The sequence below is a fragment of the Limosilactobacillus gastricus DSM 16045 genome, from assembly GCF_001434365.1.
GTDB classification, from domain to species: Bacteria; Bacillota; Bacilli; order Lactobacillales; family Lactobacillaceae; genus Limosilactobacillus; species Limosilactobacillus gastricus.
The window spans coordinates 1-18,352 of record NZ_AZFN01000029.1 but is presented as its reverse complement, the minus strand read 5'-3'; the positions used below and the strand labels follow the sequence as shown (position 1 = coordinate 18,352).

21 protein-coding genes and 2 pseudogenes are annotated in these 18,352 nt (G+C 39.0%); 21 read left to right on the top strand and 2 right to left on the bottom strand.

All coding sequences use genetic code 11. The annotated features are described in order from the left end of the window. The 11 genes and pseudogenes from FC60_RS08465 to FC60_RS08415 form a co-directional block, all read left to right on the top strand. A partial coding sequence (locus FC60_RS08465; protein ID WP_156399315.1) for an IS30 family transposase occupies positions 1 to 384 on the top strand: 384 nt, incomplete at its 5' end. 286 nt (positions 385 to 670) lie between these two features. Further along, positions 671 to 1,091, top strand: a pseudogene (tnpA, locus tag FC60_RS08460) (IS200/IS605 family transposase). Positions 1,092 to 1,107: 16 nt separating this feature from the next. Next, a pseudogene (locus tag FC60_RS08455) lies at positions 1,108 to 2,278 on the top strand (RNA-guided endonuclease TnpB family protein). A 185-nt stretch (positions 2,279 to 2,463) separates the two neighbouring features. Further along, a complete protein-coding gene (locus FC60_RS08450; RefSeq protein ID WP_056937948.1) occupies positions 2,464 to 4,242 on the top strand; it encodes a hypothetical protein in 1,779 nt (592 codons plus the stop codon). Beyond that, positions 4,220 to 4,822 (top strand): response regulator transcription factor, encoded by a 603-nt coding sequence (locus FC60_RS08445; RefSeq protein WP_007122427.1) that lies wholly within the window; start codon positions 4,220 to 4,222, stop codon positions 4,820 to 4,822. Before FC60_RS08450 ends, FC60_RS08445 begins: the two co-directional genes overlap by 23 nt. A gap of 93 nt (positions 4,823 to 4,915) precedes the next feature. Beyond that, a complete protein-coding gene (locus FC60_RS08440; RefSeq protein WP_056937947.1) occupies positions 4,916 to 5,587 on the top strand; it encodes an AvrD family protein in 672 nt (223 codons plus the stop codon). Next, positions 5,588 to 5,815 carry a hypothetical protein gene (locus FC60_RS08435; protein WP_056937946.1) on the top strand — a complete coding sequence of 76 codons (228 nt, stop codon included), beginning with the start codon at positions 5,588 to 5,590 and terminating at the stop codon, positions 5,813 to 5,815. Next, a complete protein-coding gene (locus tag FC60_RS08430; RefSeq protein ID WP_007122425.1) occupies positions 5,805 to 6,584 on the top strand; it encodes an AAA family ATPase in 780 nt (259 codons plus the stop codon). The genes FC60_RS08435 and FC60_RS08430 overlap by 11 nt, the downstream gene beginning before the upstream one ends. An 11-nt stretch (positions 6,585 to 6,595) precedes the next feature. Beyond that, positions 6,596 to 7,288, top strand: coding sequence for an ABC transporter ATP-binding protein (locus FC60_RS08425; protein ID WP_056937945.1), 693 nt, complete (start codon positions 6,596 to 6,598; stop codon positions 7,286 to 7,288). After that, positions 7,285 to 9,543, top strand: coding sequence for an ABC transporter permease (locus FC60_RS08420; protein WP_056937944.1), 2,259 nt, complete (start codon positions 7,285 to 7,287; stop codon positions 9,541 to 9,543). The genes FC60_RS08425 and FC60_RS08420 overlap by 4 nt, the downstream gene beginning before the upstream one ends. 72 nt (positions 9,544 to 9,615) lie before the next feature. Beyond that, positions 9,616 to 10,260, top strand: coding sequence for a nitroreductase family protein (locus tag FC60_RS08415; RefSeq protein WP_056937943.1), 645 nt, complete (start codon positions 9,616 to 9,618; stop codon positions 10,258 to 10,260). Between the two features lie 450 nt (positions 10,261 to 10,710). On the opposite strand, the gene FC60_RS08410 is transcribed toward FC60_RS08415, so the two are convergent. After that, positions 10,711 to 11,205 (bottom strand): IS66 family transposase, encoded by a 495-nt coding sequence (locus FC60_RS08410; RefSeq protein ID WP_235806109.1) that lies wholly within the window; start codon positions 11,203 to 11,205, stop codon positions 10,711 to 10,713. Between the two features lie 206 nt (positions 11,206 to 11,411). Here FC60_RS08410 and FC60_RS08405 point away from each other — a divergent pair, with 206 nt between their 5' ends. The 10 genes from FC60_RS08405 to FC60_RS08360 all read left to right on the top strand — a co-directional run bounded on the left by FC60_RS08405 (position 11,412) and on the right by FC60_RS08360 (position 17,398). After that, positions 11,412 to 11,642, top strand: coding sequence for a competence protein ComGC (locus FC60_RS08405; RefSeq protein WP_338033685.1), 231 nt, complete (start codon positions 11,412 to 11,414; stop codon positions 11,640 to 11,642). Beyond that, positions 11,639 to 12,076: a competence type IV pilus minor pilin ComGD gene (gene comGD / locus FC60_RS08400; protein ID WP_056937941.1), complete on the top strand. Its 438-nt coding sequence runs from the start codon at positions 11,639 to 11,641 to the stop codon at positions 12,074 to 12,076. Before FC60_RS08405 ends, comGD begins: the two co-directional genes overlap by 4 nt. Then, on the top strand, positions 12,054 to 12,359 hold the full coding sequence (locus tag FC60_RS08395) for a hypothetical protein (protein ID WP_056937940.1): 306 nt from the start codon (positions 12,054 to 12,056) through the stop codon (positions 12,357 to 12,359). Before comGD ends, FC60_RS08395 begins: the two co-directional genes overlap by 23 nt. Further along, complete coding sequence (locus tag FC60_RS08390; protein ID WP_056937939.1) at positions 12,356 to 12,778, top strand: hypothetical protein; 423 nt, start codon at positions 12,356 to 12,358, stop codon at positions 12,776 to 12,778. The genes FC60_RS08395 and FC60_RS08390 overlap by 4 nt, the downstream gene beginning before the upstream one ends. After that, the gene (locus FC60_RS08385; protein ID WP_056937938.1) at positions 12,741 to 13,052 is read left to right on the top strand and encodes a hypothetical protein; all 312 of its coding nucleotides are present in this window, start codon (positions 12,741 to 12,743) and stop codon (positions 13,050 to 13,052) included. Before FC60_RS08390 ends, FC60_RS08385 begins: the two co-directional genes overlap by 38 nt. A 60-nt stretch (positions 13,053 to 13,112) precedes the next feature. Continuing rightward, the gene (locus tag FC60_RS08380; protein WP_164477297.1) at positions 13,113 to 14,108 is read left to right on the top strand and encodes a class I SAM-dependent methyltransferase; all 996 of its coding nucleotides are present in this window, start codon (positions 13,113 to 13,115) and stop codon (positions 14,106 to 14,108) included. 12 nt (positions 14,109 to 14,120) lie between these two features. Then, positions 14,121 to 15,320: an acetate/propionate family kinase gene (locus tag FC60_RS08375; protein WP_056937937.1), complete on the top strand. Its 1,200-nt coding sequence runs from the start codon at positions 14,121 to 14,123 to the stop codon at positions 15,318 to 15,320. An 83-nt stretch (positions 15,321 to 15,403) separates the two neighbouring features. Then, a complete protein-coding gene (locus tag FC60_RS08370) occupies positions 15,404 to 15,958 on the top strand; it encodes a YutD family protein (protein WP_056937936.1) in 555 nt (184 codons plus the stop codon). Beyond that, on the top strand, positions 15,958 to 16,743 hold the full coding sequence (locus tag FC60_RS08365; RefSeq protein ID WP_056937935.1) for a TIGR01457 family HAD-type hydrolase: 786 nt from the start codon (positions 15,958 to 15,960) through the stop codon (positions 16,741 to 16,743). Before FC60_RS08370 ends, FC60_RS08365 begins: the two co-directional genes overlap by 1 nt. Continuing rightward, positions 16,718 to 17,398, top strand: a complete 681-nt coding sequence (locus FC60_RS08360) for a TIGR01906 family membrane protein (RefSeq protein ID WP_082601381.1) — start codon at positions 16,718 to 16,720, stop codon at positions 17,396 to 17,398. The genes FC60_RS08365 and FC60_RS08360 overlap by 26 nt, the downstream gene beginning before the upstream one ends. Here the strand turns inward: FC60_RS08360 and FC60_RS08355 are convergent. After that, entirely contained in the window at positions 17,348 to 17,989 is a 642-nt protein-coding gene (locus FC60_RS08355; protein ID WP_100207272.1) for a VTT domain-containing protein, read from the bottom strand. The genes FC60_RS08360 and FC60_RS08355 overlap by 51 nt on opposite strands. Positions 17,990 to 18,352: the final 363 nt, after the last annotated feature.

The window sequence follows — 18,352 nt, the reverse complement described above, 5'->3', positions numbered from 1 at the left end:
TTACAACCTATTAAAACATTACACTACCAAGTTCTTGAACAATGGTTTAGCTCGATTCCTCGACATCTATTTAAGCCTATTACATTCGATAACGGGAAAGAATTCGCTGATTGGCGAAACCTGGCTAACAAGTTTGACATTAACATCTACTTCGCAGAAGTAGGTGCTCCTAATCAAAGAGGATTAAACGAAAACAATAATGGGTTAGCCCGAAGAGATGGTTTATCCAAAAATCTTGATTTCCGCAACCTGTCTGATGGGTTCTTGCAATCTGTGGCTAGTCGTAGGAATCGCATACCTAGAAAGAGTCTGGGCTATCTAACACCGCTAGAAGCATTCTTAAAGCATGTCACAGATGAGCAGATGAAATTGTTTTTAGCTTAATTTGACTTTCGGGGACTTGAAAAACTTTGGACCAATTTTGGACCGATAAATTTTGGACCGATAATAGTATAGAATTACTGTTCTAACATAACGAGAATAGAGACTGCTGTTAAAGTATAGACGTGATTTATGATAAGATTGTTATAACGTAAAAGGTAAGTTTTTAAAATTGGGCAAGGAAACACGTTCTTTTAAGTACGTGATGAATTGCCCTTTTATTATGCCCGTTGGGCATAATAGCATCTCTCACATATAGGCTATGATTGAAATTTGATATAATACCGGTATGAAAGATATAAATGGACTTACATATGGGAGAACGTCCGTATATAATTTAACTACCATATTATTTGGGGAACTAAATATCGTAATAAGGTGCTCAAAGGCAATGTAGAAATTGAATTTAAATCATTAGTCTTTGAAATTGCTGATCAGTACGGCCTTGAAGTTGTCCATATGGAAATCGGTAAAGACGATCATGTCTATCTGTTGGTCAAAACTATCAGTTACTAATATCGTTCGATGGTTGAAAGGAATTTCGGCTTACCGACTATTCCGTCGTTGTCCAGAATTAAAGACAAGTTATTGGAAAGCTAAAGGCCGTCACTTGTAGTCGTCTAGTTAGTTACTATGTAGAAAGCATCGGTGTTGTCAATGAACGGGCAGTTGCTAAATATATAGACGATCAACGGAATAAGGAAGAATAGTAGAAAGGAGGATCACATGACCACGGTAATCAAAGGGATCAAACTTCGTTTGTACCCAACTCAAGTTCAAAAGAATCAACTTTTACAGTTATTTGGTAACGACCGTTTCGTTTGGAATCAGATGTTATCAATGGCTAAAGATCGCTATGATAACAATCCTAGCAGTCACTTTGTCAACGAGTATGGTATATGGTATGAATTACCTGCTAAAACAACTTAAACATGATTATCCGTTTCTAAAAGAAAGTGATTCGACCAGTCTGATTACGGTTAATCATAACCTAGCGGTTGCTTTTAAAAATCTTTTTAACCATCGTGGTGGTTATCCACGGTTTAAGTCACGTCATTGTGTACGCCAATCTTACACCGGTCACTCCACTTGTAAAATTGAAGCTAAACGGCGATTGAAATTGCCTAAATTAGGCAGTATCCGAACAAGCAAAACAAATCAATTAAAAGATTACCGTATTAAGCGATATACCATTAGCCACGATCCAGACGGTCGATACTACATTTCACTTAACGTTGAAACAGATATTGACGAATTACCGAGAGCCAACCGTACGGTTGGTATCGATGCTGGCCTTACTGATTTAGCGATTACTTCGGATGGTGATAAATATGCTACGTTAAATGTTAATTGGTTAGAAAATCAGGTTGCTAATTGGCAACGTAAATATAGTAAGCGTAAGAATCGGGCTATCGTGGCCGTTCGCCAATGGAATCACGACCCGAACCATTTGGAACAAATGGGAGTGAATGATTATCAAAATTGGCAAAAAGCTCGGCAACAAAAAGCACGGTATCAAGCAAAGATTGCTAATAAGCGTAAAGACCATCTGCAAAAGCTAACGACTGATTTAGTTAAAAACTATGATGTGATTGTGATCGAAGATTTGAGAACCAAGAATCTCCTTCATAATCACCGTTTAGCTAAATCAATTAGTAACGCCAGTTGGTATCAATTTCGTACCATGCTTGAATACAAGTGCAACTGGTATGGTAAACGATTAATTGTGGTCAGTTCGAATAACACCTCGCGATTCTGTTCGATTTGTGGTTACAACGATGGTAAGAAACCATTAAATATTCGAGCATGGACTTGCCCAAAGTGTGGGACTCACCACGACCGTGATATTAATGCGGCAGTTAATATCCTAAACAGTGGTTTAAAGCTACTTGGCTAGGGGCTAGCCGTGGTAAAAGAACGAAGTTCTGTAAGTTAGGTCTTCGGGATACCGATATAACATCCTAAATACTACTTCGTGTTCCCAGAAGCTTGGTCATTCATGGCCGAGTAGTTCACCACCTTTGAAGATAAGAATTAATAAGTATATACATAGCAACCTAATGATGGTAAAGTTAAATTACTATGACAAAACAAATTAACTGGTATAAATGGATATTCGCTGGTTTGGTTATGGTAAGTCTAGGAATTTATTTTACGATTGCCTTAAGACACTCAGCTAATATTGGGATTAGTGTGCGTCAGCAACATGGTCAGTGGATCATTACGCGAATTTTATCGCATTCAGCAGGCGATAATATTTCAGTAGCAGTTGGTGATCAGTTATTACAGATTGATGGCAATGACCCTGGTAAAGTTTCTTCGGTCCAGCGTATGCTCTTAGTTAACCATGCTAGTAAATTAACGATTCTAAGAGATGGTCATCAACAAGTTATTTCCTTAGCTAGTCACCCTTTTTTAAGCACTTATTGGATTCTCTTAGCAGTGAGTCTGTCAGTGATCTTGATCACGGTACTAATTTTATTTTGGCGCCGGCAAAGTCTGCAAGAACGGCATTTTGAAAACTTTATGTTATTCTTTGCGATTGCCTTAGTAGCCCTGATTCCATCAAGTCAGGGTATTATTCTCGGTCGGATAATTTTAGTGGCCTTCTTATCTTTAATTCCGATGATGGTGCGAAAGATGTTAGTATCACCAAAGATTAACTCTTTCTTAGGGTGGTTAACGTTGATTTATACTTATCTGAATCCATTATTGTATATTGCCTTTGTTTTAGGATGGTTACCAGCATGGTATTGGTTAGCTGATTACTTAAATGATTGGGGCAGCTTTTTCTTACCATTAGTTTTGGTAATTCTGGTCTTCTTAGAAGGAATACAGAAAGGTCAAGAACGGGTTTCCCGCGTTAATTTTTCCTTGATCTTTTTGACTTCGTTGATTCCTTTATATTTGTTATATTTGTATCCGTTAAAATGGCCACCCCAACATTCCTTTTTGAATGTTGCCGCCTTTTTGTTAGTACCGATTATTTGTTTATTACATATTTTGATTGTGAATCGATCATTGTCCAATTCATATCGCCGGGTCCGTGGCTATGCACAAGGCTATCTATTGGTGTTAACGACTACGATTATGGCTTTAATTATTAACTTGGGACGGGGGTTACCCTTATGGTTGGTTACTGCCTATGCATTAATGCTAATGATTGCTGTTGCTCCAGTATACCAAGAAGTCTTTGCCTTGATTGCCGGCTTTGATAGTCGCCATCAACGTTTAGAATTATTTGATGCTGTAGAGAATGAACGAGAACAAGTAGCCTTAACTATTCATGATACGGCCATCCAAAATTTAATTTTAATGAAGAAGCAGTTTGAACGAGCTAGTCCAGAGGATAATCGTCAGAAGTTATTGGATACGATGGATGATTTGATCCATGAACTACGAGACTTATGTAATCGGGTTTATCCAATGTTGATTAGTGATCTCGGGGTGGCGAATACAATTCGCCAAATGATTGATCATCTTCAACAAACCTGGCCGATTGAGATTCAATTTCAAGATCATTCTGGCGGCCAATTAGACCAGTTATCGGATCGCCAAGCTAACTTTGTCTTACGATCACTGCAAGAAATGCTAATTAATAGTGTTAAACATGGTCAAGCCAACCAAGCCTGGGTTCAAGTAACCAGGAATCAAAAATCATTAACGATTACGTGTCAGGATAATGGGACCTTTCAGAAGCATTCTCAAACCTCGGGTCACTATGGGTTAACGACGATTAAGCAAAAGTTAAACCTATTGGGAGGAAGCTTGGTAATTCAGACGTATCCGAGAACCGAGATTGCAATGATGATTCCACTGGAAAGCGAGGAAGAATCAAATGGTAAAGATCGCTTTAATTGATGATCATGAGATGATGTTAAATAGTTTAGCAAAAGCGATGCAGGAACAAGCTAATTTAGAAGTCGTCGGGACGTTTACTGATGTAGCGAGTTTTCAATTATTTTTGAAAACTACGGAGGTTGACCTGGTGATCATGGACATGATGTTAAAAGATGAAACCGCCTTTCAAGTTTTGGAAAATTTACAAAAGTCTTTATCCGACATGCCAAAGGTAATTTTGATCTCCGGCTTTTATGATGAACTCCTGCATCAACGAGCCCTAAAACTAGGGGTCCAAGCTTTCTTACGAAAGGAATCCTCATATGATGAATTAATGCGGGCCATTCAGGAAGTGATGGCGGGGAATGTTTTAATTCCGGATAAAGTTTTTAATCAACCTGATGATGAAAAGTTAACGGAAGTCGAGTTAGCAGTGTTACAAGCCATGGCCGATGAAAAAACCAATCCTCAGATTGCTGAAGAATTATTTATGAGCCAGCGAACGGTCGAATCTCATGTGACAAACATTTGTCGTAAACTGGGCGTCAGTGGTCGAATTGGCGCCGTTCGTGAGGCTTTGAAGAGAAAATTAATTTTATAATTTGCGGACCTCCGCAAGCAAGCATTCGTGATCTACGGATGCTTTTTTTGTGAACTTTTATGTATATTTAAATCCATTAGGAGGTTTTGAAAAATGAATGTCGATACAATTTTGGGCGATCGCAATACCCGATATTTTGGGGTTGGTTATAAGAACGCTAATTATGAGATTATCACTTTAGATCAAGAAGAGTCAGAAGCAATGGTGAAAGTTAATTTTGGTGATGAGGTCTGGTCAATTAAACAAGGCGAAGCCCGCTCACCACACTTAAGTACCTTGGATAGTGTGATTATTTCTGCAATGATTGTTGAACAATTACTAGGACCAGAAAAGTCAGCGGATTATTATGTCAGTCATTTTGATATTCGGGCTGGTGGCGAACCAGTGGAATTGAGTAAAGCTTTAAAAGTCGACTTTACGCAAAATGGCAATAATTTTCATTTCAATATTTTAGGGATGAAGATTAACCTATCCATTCGGTTTGGCAATCATATTAGTAATTCTGATTTAGGTCACGAATCGTTTTTAACGCAACATTTAAAGCAGAGTGAGTTGACCATTGATGGAATTGATTATCTGGATCAAACTTCAATGGCGGCGGTAGCTGTAAAGCAAGCAGAAGGGAATGATTATGCCGGCTTAGGAAGTAAAACGAATGATAATGGTTTTTCAATCTTTGAATGGTTAATTATTTTTTCACAGATTGGGGAGATGTTAACTTATCAACTAGATAATTTAGATCGTGATGATTGTGCTAATTTATGAATGAAACGGATTTCGGCAGATTATCAAGATCGAGTAGTCAATAAAAAGCAACTTCAAAGATCTCGAGTAATTGGTGAAGTATTGAAGTCCAGAGTAATTGATAAGGATCATCACCAATGGCGAACCTTAACGGCGCATGGATCGGACATTAATAATCAAGTCTATTTTAGTGCTCAAATGGCACATGAATTACCACAAATGATGGAAGGAAGCAGTAATGAACAATAACGAACATATTCGATTAGTAATTTCGGGAACTTATTCTACGGGGAAAACGACCACGACGACGGCTTTATCAATTTTAACAGGGATCCCATTGATTAATGCGTTATCAGCGCGGGAAATTTTGACGGATTTATATCCGGGACGCCGTTTTCAGGATATGACCGCCGACGAATTAATGGCGCTGGGACTAAAGCGATTTGAAGAACGGGTCCGTGCCGAAACGATTGCTTATAAAGAAGCGGGCGCTTTTATCTCTGATGGCTCGGTGTTAAATGAATGGATTTATGGGACTGTTCGCATGAAGGTAGGGATTAATCCTGGCTCAACGCTTCCGCACCGAATTGCCAAAGCTGTTATGGGAGTGCCTTTTAAACCGTTTATGAAAAAGTATTTGGATAGTTATGGAACGGTTGTTCGGCAACATGCTAAAGAATGGTATACCGATGTCGTTCATTTACCAGTCGAATTTCCGATGGATCCGGATGGTCATCGACCAGTCTCCGAAGAATATCGGAATTTGTCCGATATCGAAATCCAACAACGGTTCAAGGAATTAGGGTTACCACCGTTTATGGTTAGTGGTCAGGTAGCAGAACGGTTACAAACCATTGTTGACCAGTATCAATTACCACAAATTATGCAAATTGAAGAGGCGATTGAATTAGCTAATCAACGGATTGCGACGAACCGCGAAGCGGTATCGAAAAAGATGATTGAACAATATCATGAACCGACCTTAAGTGAAAAGGTTAAATTAATGACGAAATATTAGGAGAATGAGAAATGATTAGTTTTAAGGATGTAAATAAAATTTATCAGGTGGGTGATCAGGAAGTTCATGCCCTATCCCAAGCCAGTTTTACTTTAGAAAAAGGAAAATTAACCATTATCTTGGGTCCTTCTGGTTCCGGAAAAAGTACGCTGCTCAATATTTTAGGCGGGATGGATCGTCCAACGAATGGGACCATTGATTTTGATGGCGAACAGGTAGCCCAGTTATCAGATACGGGCTTGACCAATTATCGGCGACAAAAAGTGGGTTTTGTCTTTCAATTCTATAACTTAATTCCTAATTTAACCGCACTTGAAAACGTTGCCATTGCGGCGAAATTAAATGGCAATGATGCTCAATCAGAATCGTATTTAGAACAGGTGGGGTTAAGGCATCGGTTAAATAACTTTCCTAATCAACTTTCTGGTGGGGAAATGCAACGGGTCTCGATTGCCCGAGCTTTAGCTAAAAAGCCTCAATTGTTGCTTTGCGATGAACCAACCGGGGCCTTAGATTCAAAAACTAGTTTGAAAATTATGGCTCTTTTGCAACAAGCAGCTCAAAATCCCAACACTTCCGTAGTAATGGTGACCCATAATCCAACTTTTGAGCAATATGGAGATCAAGTCATTCGACTTAAAGACGGAGTGATTGACCGGATCGACGATAATCATTCACCAGTGAAATTGGAGGGCTTGGCATGAAATATCTAAATCGAAAGTTATGGCGGGATGTCCGGCATAACTGGACCCAATTCTTCTCCGTTTTCCTGATGGCCTTCCTGTCTATTTTAGTGTTTGTCGGCCTTCAAGGAGCGTGGAAAGGACTGGATACGAGTCTAGATCATTATATTAGTGATGCCAAGCTCGCTAATTATTGGGTCCAAGCCACGAATGTGACTGATAATGACTTAAGTAAGCTTCGTGATCTGAAAGGGATCAGTAAAGTTAGTGCGGGAACACGAATTCAAGTTAAACAGAATAGTCATCAATTGATTATTGATTCTCTTGATCACCCAGTCACCAAACTGCACTTAGTGAAGGGAACCGCTTATTCCAATCAACGATCAGGAGTTTGGGTCAATAAAGAATACGCAACTAATCATAACTTAAAAGTTGGCCAAACCATCAGCATGCGTTACCAGGGGCAAACAGTGCGCTTAAAGATTCGGGGGATCGTTAAATCGGCAAGTCGAATTTACTTTAATGGAACCCAGGAATACATTGCCCCAAACTACTCTAACTATGGGTATGCTTATGTTAGCCCGCAAACGCTAACGAATGAATTTCACTATGCTGGGGGCAATAATTTAATTGAAATTCGGGGTAATCATCACCAAATGCGAAAAGCAGTGGAAAAGATCTTTGGGGCGCGACTGGTCGCTTACTATAATCGAACCACACTCCCTGATGTCTCTAGTGCACTGGATCGGGTTGGGCAAATTCGAAACTTGTCTTACTTGTTTTCGTTCATCTTTATCCTATTAGCGATCTTAGCCATGTTCACGACAATTCGGCGGTTAATTGAAGATCAAATGGGTGAAATTGCGACATTAAAAGCTTTAGGTTTCCAAAATCGCCAACTTAGTCTCCACTATGCTAGTTTTGGTTTACTAGTTGGTGGTGCCGGAACAGTAGTTGGGGCCTTATTCTCACCAGTAATTTCCTGGTTTGTCCTGAGCACCCAACAAGCGATGTTCTCGATTCCACATTGGCAATTATCATACACCTACAGTAGTTTAGCTGTCATTGCTTTAGTAATTTTAATCTGTATTGGTGCGGCCGATTGGTCCGCACGAGGTTCAATGCGCGGTTTACCAGCCAAATTCTTACGCGGTGAAACCGAGAGTCGGGTTCATCATATCTGGTTAGAACGGATTCGTGGTTGGCGGAAACTTTCCTATGCCTGCCGCTGGGCCATTCGGGATGTGTTCTTTAATAAATCCCGAGTCTTGATGGGAATTGTTGGGGTTGCCGGCGGGATGATGTTGATGATTGCTGGGATTGGTATGCCCCAATCAATTAACCATTTAGTTGAACAGGCTTATGGGCATGATTTTACTTACAGTAAACGGTTAAACGTTAATAATTATCAACAATACCAACAAACTAATCATCAAAATGGTCAGTGGGTCCAACTTAGTCAGGCTCACTATTCACCGGATGATGGCTATGATCGCCTTTTAATGGTCATCTCCAAAGGTAGCTCTAAAGGCGATTATGTCCAAATGAAAACGATTGATGGTCACAAAGTTGAAGATGGTGGAGTCTACGTTACTCAAGGTTTTGCTGATCGGGCAAACCTTTCTAAAGGAATGACCCTAAAGATTAAGACGGTTGGCTTAAGTGACCCGATTAAGTTAAAAATCAAAGGGATCATTACCAGTGAAACCAATCAAGGGGCTTATGTTACTAGTAAAACTTGGCAAGATGCGGGAGAAACTTTCCAACCAACTACCTTGTTAGTTGGTAAAGGGGCTAAGTATGATAAGTCGGCCATTTCATCCACGATTACGATGAATTCCCAACGCCAGAACGCCGAACGCTTCGTTAATAATTTAATGAGTATTTTTGCTTTAATTATTGCTTTTGCCGTGCTTTTAATTGTGATTGTGCTTTACAATTTGGGCGCCTTGAGCTTCGTAGAACGTTCCAGAGATTACGCCACGTTAAGTGTACTAGGAATTAAGAGAAATGAATTACGAAACCTGACCTTGATTGAAAATCTGATTACCACCTTTGTGGGGTGGTTAATTGGGATTCCGGCTGGAATCTGGTTCTTAGGTGAGTATGTTAATACCTTCTCGACCATTAATTTGGTATACTCACCATATATCAATTGGATAACGATTACAGTTGCCACGGTCTTTGTGTGGGTCTGCTCCTTATCAACCACGCTGTTGATTAGTCGACGTATTCGGAAATTAGACATGGTTGAAGCACTTAAAGGAGTTGAATAGACGAAGTTTAGGATGATTGATATTTCTCAAGATTTCTAGATTAACTTTAAAATTCTGAATTGAGGTGTAAAGATGGAATTAGAAATATTAATGAAGGAACGCCATACTGTTCGGAAATATAGTGATGAATTAGTATCATCATATTTAAAAGGAAGGATTAGAGAAAAACTAAATCAATTATGTATCAATCATCGTATTAAAGCGTTTCTGGAAGAAGATAGTATTTCAGATACGCTGGGGTTTATTGCTAGGTTACGGTCGAGTAATGTAAAAAATGTGATCCTCTTCAAAGGTGATCATTATAATGTTGGCTATGTAGCGGCTGAAATCATGATACTAATTCAAAGTTTAGGATTGAATTCATGGTTTATTGGGAGTAGTATTAACCGAAACATCTTAGAGGAAGATATTGTTGCAATTGTAGTATTTGGATATGGACAGACAAATGGTGAAGCACATAGGTCTAAGAAGGTCAGGCAGGTTAGTGACTACCAACCTAATCGATTTCCAGATTGGTATTTTAAAGGAATCACTGCTAGTCTCCTAGCACCTACGGCATTGAATCGGCAACCTTATTACTTTAATTACAATAATGGTCATGTTCAATTGCAAGTTAAAGAAAGTGAATATGCGGAGATTGAAGCAGGAATTTTGAGTTGGTATTTTGAAAATGCTTCAGCTCATAAATTAACTTATAAAACCAGTGAATCAATATAGATCAATGGTCAACCATTTTCAATTTGGTGAATGGTTGGCCATTGTTTTGCATTAAAACAGCATTTTAATCAGATAAATTATCATACCATGGATTAATATTGATAATATGGTTCAGTTATTCATTGTAAATGTACTTTAAATTCTGACAATGATAAAAGTCAATAATAAAAATTATTACCTATTAGGCTATTAGATAAAAAACGGGTGAAAGTAAGTATAAATGGAACGTCATAAGAGAATACACTTATTCATACCATAATAATTTTACATATGGTATGGCAATGAAAAAAGACAACAGCAGGCATAATGATGAATAAATATTTAAAGTTGTCTTATAAATAAACATGGTGGAACAATGTTCAATTTGTAAGCACACCATAACGATACGGGATGACAATTAAAGGGATACCCTGAATTTCCAAAAATGGATTTTCAGAGTATCCCTTTTCGTTATGCATGAAACTTAGCTTGAATTTCTTGATTCCATAGTAAAAGGTCTTCGACCTTTGCCGCAACACGCTTTGTGTATTGATCAAATACGTATTTCAAGTAATCGAAGATTCTTAAGTTATTTAACTTAACCGTTTGGATAATGGTATAAATCATCGCATTGGCTTTGGCTCCATTTTGGGAAGTGGTGAATAAGCTGTTCTTGCGAACTAGCGTTGTTGGACGAATGCTTCGTTCAACCGGATTGTTATCCAATGGTAATTGGGCATTATCAAAAATCTTGTACAGCCTGTCTTTGAGCTTTAACGCATTGTTAATTGCTCGCTTTAGTTTGCCCATTGGATGTTTAATCTTAGTGAGAAAGTCATAAACCTTATCAAGTTTAGGTTTAACTAGTTGATTGCGAAGCTCCAGCTTCTCGGCTGCAGAACCATACTGCAGATTTTTCTCTGTGTGGAACACTGCACCCATTAATTTTAAAACCTCTTTGGCCAAGATTGCCAGTGAGTTTGGAAAGGGTTGAAAATATTTGTAAAAAAGGTCATAAATAAATTTAGAGATACCTATAAGTCTCTAGTTAAACACTTAAGGGTTAAAAGCACTGCAAATCCCGGTATAAAAGGTTTTACGACACCGAAATTATTAACGGTTTTACTTAAAAAGAAATGGCAATTGTGCTCTTTATTATTTCGTTATAAATATTGATTATTTTACCGAATTTAAATGGTCAGCGTAAACATGCGACCTCGGTTAGTCGAAATGCTTTAGCTAATGTGATCCAAACTCAGTCGGATCTGTACCAGAATGAACATAGTGGCGAAACTCCCCATAGTTTAGCCGATCTGGTTAGCGAAAAATACTTAACGGAACAACAAGTAAAACAAGCCGAGCAACAACAAATCAGTTTCAGAAATGGACAAATTGAAAAATGATTCGTTGGCGAGGTTTCACTTTAGTAGAAATGCTAATTGTCTTGGCATTGGCAGCTTTGATGGTTTTAATGAGTGGACCCTATATTGAACGCTATCAAGAACAGACTGCTGAACGTCATTTTCTACAAACTTTTCATCAGCGCTTTAAGGAAGCGCAACTTCGCGCCCGTCGTGATCAGCAATCAACGAAGATCATTTTTCAGGATAATATTCGCTCTTTTAAATTTTCGTATGGTAGTCCGGTGCATTCAGACTATGTGGAATTACCGAAACACTTAAAACGCCGGGGAGCATTTAAAAACGTTGAGGTACATGATGATGGTTATGTGAGCCCCATTACGAATCGCTTTTATGATGAAGACAAACATTATTATCTAGCTTTTACTTTTCAATTGGGAGGAGGAGAATATCGTGTTCGTAAATATAAAGGCTAATGCCTTTTTAGTTGCTGAAAACATGGTTGCGCTAATGCTGACGAGTTTAACAGTAATTGGACTACTAACCTTTTGGGGATATGTAAAACTGAACCAGAATCAATCCACTGAACAAGTTGAAGTGGCACGCTTATGTAAAGAAATTACAGATCAACGATTACGTCATCCAAATAGTCAACCGATCATTAAGCGCGGCCCTTATCTAGCTAAATATGAAAATGGTCAAGTGGTGGTGAAACATGATCGCCATGAATTAATTCGGATTCAACCGGTGTCATCATGAAACGGGCCTTTACTTTAAGTGAAGCTGTGGTTGGCTTGATGATAGCTGCCTTAACCATTATTTTGTTAACGGGAGTAATTAAGAGTCATGACCGTTTAACCAATCTTAATATCTCGGAAGCCGATGATTGGCATCTTATGCTGCAAGATTTGGAGAGCGGGAAATATCAATTTACCGACCCCAAAGTGAGTGAGTGGACGTCAGTATCTTTATATAGTCAGCGAGAACATAGCATATATCAGATAAAACAACTTAACCATACTGTTTACTTGGCTAAAAATGATCAGGGTTACATTCCTTTATACACAACCAAGGGAATGGTTAATTTTGATCAAATTAATGCTGATCAAGTCAAAGTGACGGTAAAGGGGACTTATAGTAATGAAGCCATTCTTACTTTTTCAAAAACAAACGGCTAACACCTTATTATCCAGTGTGGTGATTTTAGGGGTAGTGATGACTACGATCTTAACGATGACGGGAATCATTAGTCGACAACGTCAGGTGACTCGTCAAATTGCAGATCAATATTTAGCCCAAAGCCTATATCAGCTAGCTAATTATCATTCACAAACTTTTCAACAAGGACGGGTTGTTATTAATGGGGATCAAGCGGTGGTAACCCTTAATAATCAGCATAAGTATCGATTCAAGCCGATGAATACGCTTGAATTTACTTCACAAAATGAGTAAAATTAGACTGTATTGAAATGAAAGGAGTGATCTCAACTGGCACAAACGATTCCGGAAGAAATGTTTCAAACGTTCGACCAAGCTACTGAAATTTTGCAAGCGGCACTGGGTAGTTCCTATTTAGATGCCTTTTTAGAGAATGCTGAAAATTTGGTAGATGGGGGTCAAGTACGGGTGGAAGATGGAATCCCGAACGAAACGGATCAAGCTAAATTAGTCCACTTATATCAGCAATTAGCGGAATTTAAGTTCAATCCTGAGACCATGCGTCAACTCATTCAATTAAGTATGTTGAAGGTGACCCGTAAGGATCAACTGCCGAGTAATTATCAAATTACACCGGATACGATTGGGATGTTAATGGCGGCCTTAGCGTCCAGGATCTTGCCGGAGCAAGAGACGCTAAGCATTTTGGATCCCGTGGTTGGTTCAGCTAATTTGTTAACTACAATGATGAATCAATTGCAAGCGCTAAATGGTCGCTCGACAACAGGTTTTGGAATTGATAATGATGATTTGATGTTAGCTACGGCTAGCGTTAACGTTGCTTTGCAAAAAGCGGATGTTGACTTATTTCATCAAGACGCTATTTTAGATTTAGCAGTTCCGCAAGTTGATTTAGTGGTCGCTGATTTGCCGGTGGGATATTATCCATTAGATGATAATACGAAGAACTATCGGACACGAGCTAAAGAAGGACATTCATTTGTTCATCATTTATTGATTGAACAATCAATGAACTATCTTAAGCCGGGAGGTTTCGGCATGTTCTTAGTACCACAAGCTTTGTTCCAATCTGACGAAGCGCAAGGGTTAGTTGAATGGATTCAATCAGTCGCTCATATGCAAGGATTATTGAATCTTCCAACAGAAATTTTTGCTAACCAACAAGCTGCTAAGTCAATCTTATTATTACAACGTCAGGGAGCTAGTGCTCACCAAGTTCCCCAGGTTTTACTGGGTACTTTCCCAACGTTAAAAGATCCAAAAGAGTTCACTGCGTTCATGCAAAAGATCGATCAATGGGTCGCAACTAATTTACAGTCTACGAAGTAAGAGGAGATACAGATGTCAAAGACAATTGCCATTAATGCCGGAAGTTCAACGGTTAAGTTTAAGTTATTTGATATGCCAAGTGAAGAAGTTATTGCTGAAGGTAACTTGGAACGAATTGGCTTAGAAATTGGTCATGCTAAGATCAAGTATGGAGAAGACCAAGTTCATGAAGAAGATACTCCATTTGCTGATCACGAAGCAGCGGTTGAATACTTACTTCACCAATTGAAGAACCTCGGTATTGTGGCAGATTACAACGAAATTGATGCAGTTGGTCACCGGATTGTGGCTGGTGGTGAATTCTTCAAGGATTCAGCAGTAATTGATGAAGATGTCATGGACAAGATTGACCAATTAGCTGAATATGCGCCATTACACGATCCTGCCGAATTACAAGGGATTAAAGCTTTCAAAGATGTTTTACCGGATGCCTTTGCTGTAGCAGTATTCGATACTTCTTTCCACGCTGACATGCCAAAGATGAACGCTCTTTACAGTACTCCTTACGAATGGTACGAGAAGTACGGGGCGCGGAAGTATGGGGCTCACGGGACTAGTCACCGATATGTGGCACAACGAGCAGCTGAATTATTAGGCCGGCCTTTAGAAGATTTGAAACTAATTACTTGTCATATCGGTGCGGGTGCTTCGATTACGGCAATTAAGAACGGAAAGTCATACGATACTTCAATGGGATTCTCTCCATTGGCAGGGGTAACAATGGCAACCCGGTCGGGTGATGTTGATCCTTCAATGGTTAACTTTGTCGCTAATAAACTGGGGAAGAATGGTGATGAGATGATTGATATCTTGAACCATCAGTCTGGTTTGTTAGGAATTTCCGGTGTATCAAGTGATATGCGGGATGTAGAAGCGGCTGCTAAAGAAGGTAATGAACGGGCCGAATTAGCACTTGAGATTAACGTTAACCGCGTTATTAAGTACATTGGTAGCTATGTGGCTGAATTAGGTGGGGTTGATGCCATTGTCTTCACTGCTGGGGTTGGTGAAAATGATCCAAACTTCCGGAAGCAAATTGCCGATCAACTATCCTTCTTAGGTACAGGGATTGATGATGAAAAGAACAACGTCCGTGGAGTTGAACGGGATATTTCTTCAGATGACGCAACGGTTAAATGTTTATTAATTCCAACTGATGAAGAATTGATGATTGTTCATGATATCGAACGGTTGCGGAAAGCTGCTAAGTAATCCATAAGGTTGAGGTTAGTCCTCAGCCTTTTTGTTTTGAGTATGGTAAGATAGATTTATCTTATTAGCGGAGAAATATTTATATGAAACGAGATGTGGTACAAGCTTATATTGACCAACGGGCCGCGCAACGAGCCGGGGTTTATCAAGTGGTTCACGATGACGAGAATCATTTGAAAATAAACGGTCATCAATATTTATTAATCAAAGATTATCGGGAAGGATTTGATCCCGAGCAATTAGCCAATCGATTTAGTTCGATTTTAAGCAAATATGATTATATTGTTGGTGATTGGGGACATAATCAACTTCGCTTACGGGGCTTTTATCGAAGCGATAATCCCTTATTTGATCGCGACCATTCTGTTGCGTTAATTCAAGATTATTTGTATGAAGAATGTAATTTTGGGTGCCCTTATTTCATCATTCAAAATCTTGAGGTGGCGATTCCGCGCCGAGTTATCAATCAGAAACGAAGTGCGCATGCACCAAAAGAATACCGTGAGCATCAACGATCGGCGAGTCGACCAAAGCCGCGGTATCGGAAAAATCAAGAAGTAACTTCAGTTAAAAATAAACATCGACCTAATCGACGAAAGTTTGTGATTCGCGATAAGAAGAAAAGGGTGCACAATTAATGAAACATTATGATACCTACTTTATTGATTTAGATGGAACCATTTACCAGGGGAAAAATCGCATTCCAGCGGCAGCTGCTTTTATTCAGCGACTAAAAGACCATGGTAAACGAATTTTATATTTAACCAATAATAGTACCCGGACGCCAGAAGAGGTTGCGCAAGTATTAACCAAAGATCATCAGATTCCTACGGATCCTAAAGATGTTTATACATCTGCTTTGGCGACCGCTGATTACGTCAAATCAATTGCGAGCACTGGTCAAGAACGAGTGAATGTGATCGGTGAATGGGGCTTGCAAAAAGCTTTATTGGATCGGGGCTTTTATCTGACAACCTATCAGCCAGACTTTGTGGTAGTGGGGATGGATATGAATGCCACCTACGAGGATTTTGCAACGGCGGTCTTAAACATTCAACGTGGGGCTAAGTTTATTGGAACTAATCCGGATACCAATTTGCCTAACGAACGAGGAATGTTACCAGGAGCAGGTTCATTAGTAGCTTTAGTTCATTATGCTACCCAGGCGGTTGAACCCATCGTGGTTGGTAAACCGCATGCATTAATTATGGAAATGGCTTTGCAGTATACAGGGAAGCAGGTTGATCAAGTCCTGATGGTTGGTGATAACTTCCATACGGATATTCAAGCTGGTCAGGCTGTCGAGATGGATACTTTGTTGGTGTATACTGGGGTGTCAAAACGGAGTGAAGTAGCTAAAGAAAGTCGACAACCAACCTATCAAATTGATTCATTGGATGAATGGGATGAAGAAAATATATAGTGTAATTCGAGTCGCTCTAATGATAACCACAATTTGGTTATCAGCTTTAGGGAGCGCTTTTTTTATAATGTTAAATTGTTCCAGCTGGTGGGTTGACTTACGTAGTTCATATTTAACAAACGTTTCCACACAACATCAATTAGTTGATTATTGGCGGGTGATTCGTTACTTACAATTACCATGGGTTCATGAATTACATTTTGAATATTTAAAAATGGGTTCTTCAGCGATCCATCATTTCCGGGATGTTAGGGGCTTGGTTTTGGGGGCGGAATTTTGGTTAATAATTAGTTTCCTAGTAGCAGTGGGCTTATTATGGTACCAAAAACGGACTTTTCAACTATGGAAGTTAAAAAGTCCGTTAAGATGGTCGTTTATAATTGTGCTTTTGCTATTAGGGATGGGCATCACAAATTTTGATCAGACCTTTATTGAATTCCATCAATTAGTGTTTAATAATCATGATTGGATTTTTAACGTTTACACCGATCAAATTATTAATATGCTTCCCATTAGTTTTTTTCTGATCTGTTCTTTAATTTGGTTTGCGCTAACCTTTATTTTTGTTTTTGTAATATATTGGTGGATTAATCATCAGTTAAAGTTATTTGCGGACCAATTTACTCCGAAGATAACTAACCAGAGCCGGGATTAATGAAACCACAATAATACCAATAATAATTAACGAAAAGTGGGCTTTAACGAAGGGAAGGTTTCCAAAGAAGTAACCGGCGCCACAACAAATCGCGACCCAGGCAGTACAACCGATGATGCTGTATCGAACAAATTTACGATAAGGGAAACCTGAACCAGCAGCAGCGAAGGGCGCGAAGGTACGAATGATGGGCATGAAACGGGCTAGGATAATCGCCATCGCCCCGTGTTTTTCAAAAAAGGCTTCGGTTTTATGGAGACTTTCTTGATCAATTAATTTTGTAAACCAAGTATGCCGAGCGAGTAACTTTTCTAAATTTTTTCCAATATAGAAATTTAACGAGTCACCGCCAAAGCAGGCAATAAAGAAAATAATGATGAACCACCAGATATTAAGATGGTAAAGTGCATTGGCTGATAAGGCGCTCGCAGCAAACAGGAGGGAATCTCCTGGGAGGAAGGGGAGAATAACCGCTCCCGTTTCAATAAAAATAATGGCAAACAGAATCAGATAGGTCCAATCTCCAAAGGTGGTAACGATTTGAACCAAGTGACTATCAATATGTAAGACGAAATCAATGAAAAAGTTGATAACAGACATAATGTTCTCCTTCTAAAAGTCTATAGAGCATTGTATCAAGACTTGTTAGGTTAAGAAAGTTGTTTTAACGAAAATTAATTTGGCTGTGGTTAGTTGTACTTATAAATTTAGGAGGGAGATAAAGTTAAAGCTTAATTGCAGTATTTAATCAACGTTTTTAATCGTGCTTATAAAAGGTTGGTGGCTGATCAAAATAAAATTCAAAAAATACTCGCATAGGATTTGATGAGCTGGTATATTATAAAAGTTGCCAAAACGCATAAGTAACAGAGCGTGTTAAGAAAAATAAATCTCTTCTTGACATAGTTTTTCTTAAGCGTTATAGTAATAAAGCTGTTAAAAAGCAGCAGGGTA

What these genes read in the sequence shown, in the direction of transcription:
- FC60_RS08450 (WP_056937948.1), top strand. Translation starts at nt 2,464, where the DNA reads ATGACAAAACAAATTAACTGGTATAAATGGATATTCGCTGGTTTGGTT.
- FC60_RS08445 (WP_007122427.1), top strand. Translation starts at nt 4,220, where the DNA reads ATGGTAAAGATCGCTTTAATTGATGATCATGAGATGATGTTAAATAGT.
- FC60_RS08440 (WP_056937947.1), top strand. Translation starts at nt 4,916, where the DNA reads ATGAATGTCGATACAATTTTGGGCGATCGCAATACCCGATATTTTGGG.
- FC60_RS08435 (WP_056937946.1), top strand. Translation starts at nt 5,588, where the DNA reads ATGAAACGGATTTCGGCAGATTATCAAGATCGAGTAGTCAATAAAAAG.
- FC60_RS08430 (WP_007122425.1), top strand. Translation starts at nt 5,805, where the DNA reads ATGAACAATAACGAACATATTCGATTAGTAATTTCGGGAACTTATTCT.
- FC60_RS08425 (WP_056937945.1), top strand. Translation starts at nt 6,596, where the DNA reads ATGATTAGTTTTAAGGATGTAAATAAAATTTATCAGGTGGGTGATCAG.
- FC60_RS08420 (WP_056937944.1), top strand. Translation starts at nt 7,285, where the DNA reads ATGAAATATCTAAATCGAAAGTTATGGCGGGATGTCCGGCATAACTGG.
- FC60_RS08415 (WP_056937943.1), top strand. Translation starts at nt 9,616, where the DNA reads ATGGAATTAGAAATATTAATGAAGGAACGCCATACTGTTCGGAAATAT.
- comGD (WP_056937941.1), top strand. Translation starts at nt 11,639, where the DNA reads ATGATTCGTTGGCGAGGTTTCACTTTAGTAGAAATGCTAATTGTCTTG.
- FC60_RS08390 (WP_056937939.1), top strand. Translation starts at nt 12,356, where the DNA reads ATGAAACGGGCCTTTACTTTAAGTGAAGCTGTGGTTGGCTTGATGATA.
- FC60_RS08385 (WP_056937938.1), top strand. Translation starts at nt 12,741, where the DNA reads ATGAAGCCATTCTTACTTTTTCAAAAACAAACGGCTAACACCTTATTA.
- FC60_RS08380 (WP_164477297.1), top strand. Translation starts at nt 13,113, where the DNA reads ATGTTTCAAACGTTCGACCAAGCTACTGAAATTTTGCAAGCGGCACTG.
- FC60_RS08375 (WP_056937937.1), top strand. Translation starts at nt 14,121, where the DNA reads ATGTCAAAGACAATTGCCATTAATGCCGGAAGTTCAACGGTTAAGTTT.
- FC60_RS08370 (WP_056937936.1), top strand. Translation starts at nt 15,404, where the DNA reads ATGAAACGAGATGTGGTACAAGCTTATATTGACCAACGGGCCGCGCAA.
- FC60_RS08365 (WP_056937935.1), top strand. Translation starts at nt 15,958, where the DNA reads ATGAAACATTATGATACCTACTTTATTGATTTAGATGGAACCATTTAC.
- FC60_RS08360 (WP_082601381.1), top strand. Translation starts at nt 16,718, where the DNA reads ATGAATGGGATGAAGAAAATATATAGTGTAATTCGAGTCGCTCTAATG.